Source organism: Streptomyces sp. B1866 (assembly GCF_031932565.1).
GTDB lineage: Bacteria > Actinomycetota > Actinomycetes > Streptomycetales > Streptomycetaceae > Streptomyces.
This window is the reverse complement of record NZ_JAVSCF010000448.1, coordinates 1-2,514: the sequence shown is the minus strand read 5'-3', so window position 1 is coordinate 2,514 and position 2,514 is coordinate 1. Positions and strand designations below refer to the sequence as shown.

Below are 2,514 nucleotides of genomic sequence, written 5' to 3'. Positions count from 1 at the left end.
GCCGGGTGGCCCGGCCGCGGGGCGCGGTCCGGGGCCCGCGCGCCGGGACGCGGCCCGGGGCCCGTACCGGTCGGCCCGGTCGGCGTCCCGCGGCGGCGCTCACCCGTCGCTGGTCTCCACCCACGTCACCAGGACCGCCACCGTCACCGGCCCCGAGACGGCGCTCGCCACGGCCGCCCGCACCGCCAGCGCCACGTCCAGCGCGCGCCGGTCCGCGGTGACCGCGACCTGCACCAGCACGTGCCGCCCCGGGCTCCGGTCGCTGCGGTCCTCCACGCGCACCGCCTGGCCCGAGCCGCCGAGTACGGGCGTCAGCCGGGCCACGCCGGGCACGGCGGCGGCCATGGCCCGGGCGGCGACCGCGCCGGCGGGCACCTGGTCGCTGTCGTCGGCGGCGGGCGGCCGCTGGGCGGACCGGGCCCGGCCGGCCGGCCGCGGCGCGCCCGGGCCGTCCAGCAGGCCCGTCACCCGCAGGTCGACCGTACGGACCAGCAGGCCCAGCCGGTCGCGGGCCGCGCCGAACAGGGCGCCGCGCAGCCGGTCGGCCGCCACCGGCAGCGGGTGGTCGGCGGAGGCGGCGAACTCCGCGTCGATGCGCAGCGGCCCGGCGGGCAGCGCGCTGGGCGGCGGCGGGACGGCGGGCGGCTCGGCGGCGGCCGGGTCGGCCAGATTGACCCGCAGGGTCTCCAGGCGCACGCCGGGCACCGCCTCGGCCGCCCGTCTGAGCACACCGTGCGCGGCGCGCTCGGTCAGCCAGGCGCCGTCCCCCGGGCCGCCGAGCGGCAGCAGGCGGCCGAGCCCGAGCTGCTGCCGTACCGCCTGCGCCAACCGGTCCACGACCACATCCGTCACCCCTCTGCCGGGTCCCTCTGCCGTGCCTGGCGTGCCCGCCGTCCCTGTACTGCTTCTGCTGTCTTCGTGCCGCAAACATTCCTCCTGCACACCGTTTGGAGGGGGCGAGCCGTCTGGAGGGGTCAAGCCTGCCTCAAGTCCCGCGGCGCGCGGGTCCGACCCACCTGGAAGGACGGCGACGCGCCACCGCATCGTCTGAGCGGGAATGGGCACCCGGACGTAGTGTGACAAGCGGATGGGCGGGCGGCTCCGCCCGGAAAGGGGCGATCGGTCATGACCGACACCGCGCAGGACCACCGCACCGGTACGACCAGGCAGGGCGGGCCGGGCGAAACCTCAGGCAAGACCCTCCGCGACGGCCAGGGCCGGCGGGGCGGCGGGGACCCGGGCACCCGGGGCCGGACCACCATCGCCGACGGTGTCGTGGAGAAGATCGCGGGCCTCGCCGCCCGCGACGTCGTGGGCGTGCACGCGATGGGCAGCGGTTTCGCGCGCACGTTCGGCGCCGTACGGGACCGCGTCCCCGGCAGCGGCCGGTCCGTCACGCGCGGCGTGAAGGCGGAGGTCGGCGAGGTGCAGACCGCGCTCGACCTGGAGATCGTCGTGGACTACGGTGTCTCGATCACCGACGTGGCGCAGGCCGTGCGGGAGAACGTGATCGCCGCGGTCGAGCGGATGACCGGCCTGGAAGTGGTCGAGGTCAACATCGCGGTCGGCGATGTGAAGCTGCCGGACGAGGAAGAAGAGGAACAGCCGGAGCCGCGTCTCCAGTGAGGGGTGGACGATGAGTACGGCCGTGATCGGCATGGCCGCCGGCATGGCGCTGGGCTTCGCCGGGTACTTCGGCGGATTCTCCGCCTTCCTGCTGGTCGCGGCGCTGGGCGCCGTCGGCTTCGTGGCGGGGAGGTTCCTGGAGGGGGACCTGGACACCGGCGAGTTCTTCCGTACGCGCGCGGGCGGCCGCGGCGTACGTCGGCGCTGAGGCGGTGACGGCGGGTGGTCGAGCCCGGTGAGCGCGGGGCGACCCGCGTCGCCGACCGCGTCGTCGCGAAGATCGCGGCGGAGGCCGCGCGGGAGGCGCTGCGGGGCGAGCCCGGACTGCCGGGCGCGCCGTACGCGCCGGAGCCACACCCCGTGGACGAGGCCGTAGAAGCCGACGAGGCCCACGAGGCGGCGGACGGGCCGGCGGGAGCATACGGACCGCAGGGCCCGCCCGACGGAGAGCCGCGCCCCCGGGCGGCTGTCGTGGTGCGCGGCCGCGTCGCGCGCGTGCGGGTCGCGGTCACCCTCGGCTATCCGTCGGACATCGGCGCGCGGTGCCACGCCGTGCGTCGGCACGTGACGGAGCGGGTAAGGGCGTTGGCGGGCATGGAGGTGCCCGAGGTGGCGGTCACGGTCGAGCGGCTGCGCTCGCCCGCGCTGGACCGTACGGCCCGTGAAAGGGTGCGATGAGCGAGGAACGCAGCGGCGGCGTCGAACTGGCGAAGGCGCCGCCGGCACAAGACCAGTCACAGGAGCCGCCGGAGGACCCCGCGCGGCCGGCCGGCCCGGGAGACGGCGCGGGCGCGGCGCGCACGGCCTCCGCCGCGGCCTACACGCCGGGCGACGACGACCCGCGCCCGCGCGCCCGGCGCTTCTGGTCCGCCCGGCGGGTGCCGGCCG

4 protein-coding genes and 1 pseudogene are annotated in these 2,514 nt (G+C 77.6%); 4 read left to right on the top strand and 1 reads right to left on the bottom strand.

Annotated features, from left to right (window positions below):
- Nucleotides 1-99: 99 nt before the first annotated feature.
- Nucleotides 100-843, bottom strand: a complete 744-nt coding sequence (locus RKE29_RS29280) for a hypothetical protein (RefSeq protein WP_312008737.1) — start codon at nucleotides 841-843, stop codon at nucleotides 100-102.
- A 282-nt stretch (nucleotides 844-1,125) separates the two neighbouring features.
- On the opposite strand from RKE29_RS29280, the gene RKE29_RS29275 reads away from it, so the two are divergent.
- The 4 genes and pseudogenes from RKE29_RS29275 to RKE29_RS29260 form a co-directional block, all read left to right on the top strand.
- The gene (locus RKE29_RS29275) at nucleotides 1,126-1,626 is read left to right on the top strand and encodes an Asp23/Gls24 family envelope stress response protein (protein WP_312008736.1); all 501 of its coding nucleotides are present in this window, start codon (nucleotides 1,126-1,128) and stop codon (nucleotides 1,624-1,626) included.
- Nucleotides 1,627-1,636: 10 nt separating this feature from the next.
- Nucleotides 1,637-1,834 (top strand): hypothetical protein, encoded by a 198-nt coding sequence (locus RKE29_RS29270; RefSeq protein WP_312008735.1) that lies wholly within the window; start codon nucleotides 1,637-1,639, stop codon nucleotides 1,832-1,834.
- Between the two features lie 14 nt (nucleotides 1,835-1,848).
- Nucleotides 1,849-2,304, top strand: coding sequence for a hypothetical protein (locus tag RKE29_RS29265; RefSeq protein WP_312008734.1), 456 nt, complete (start codon nucleotides 1,849-1,851; stop codon nucleotides 2,302-2,304).
- A pseudogene (locus RKE29_RS29260) lies at nucleotides 2,301-2,514 on the top strand (hypothetical protein); the annotation flags it as partial. The gene RKE29_RS29265 and the pseudogene RKE29_RS29260, both read left to right, overlap by 4 nt.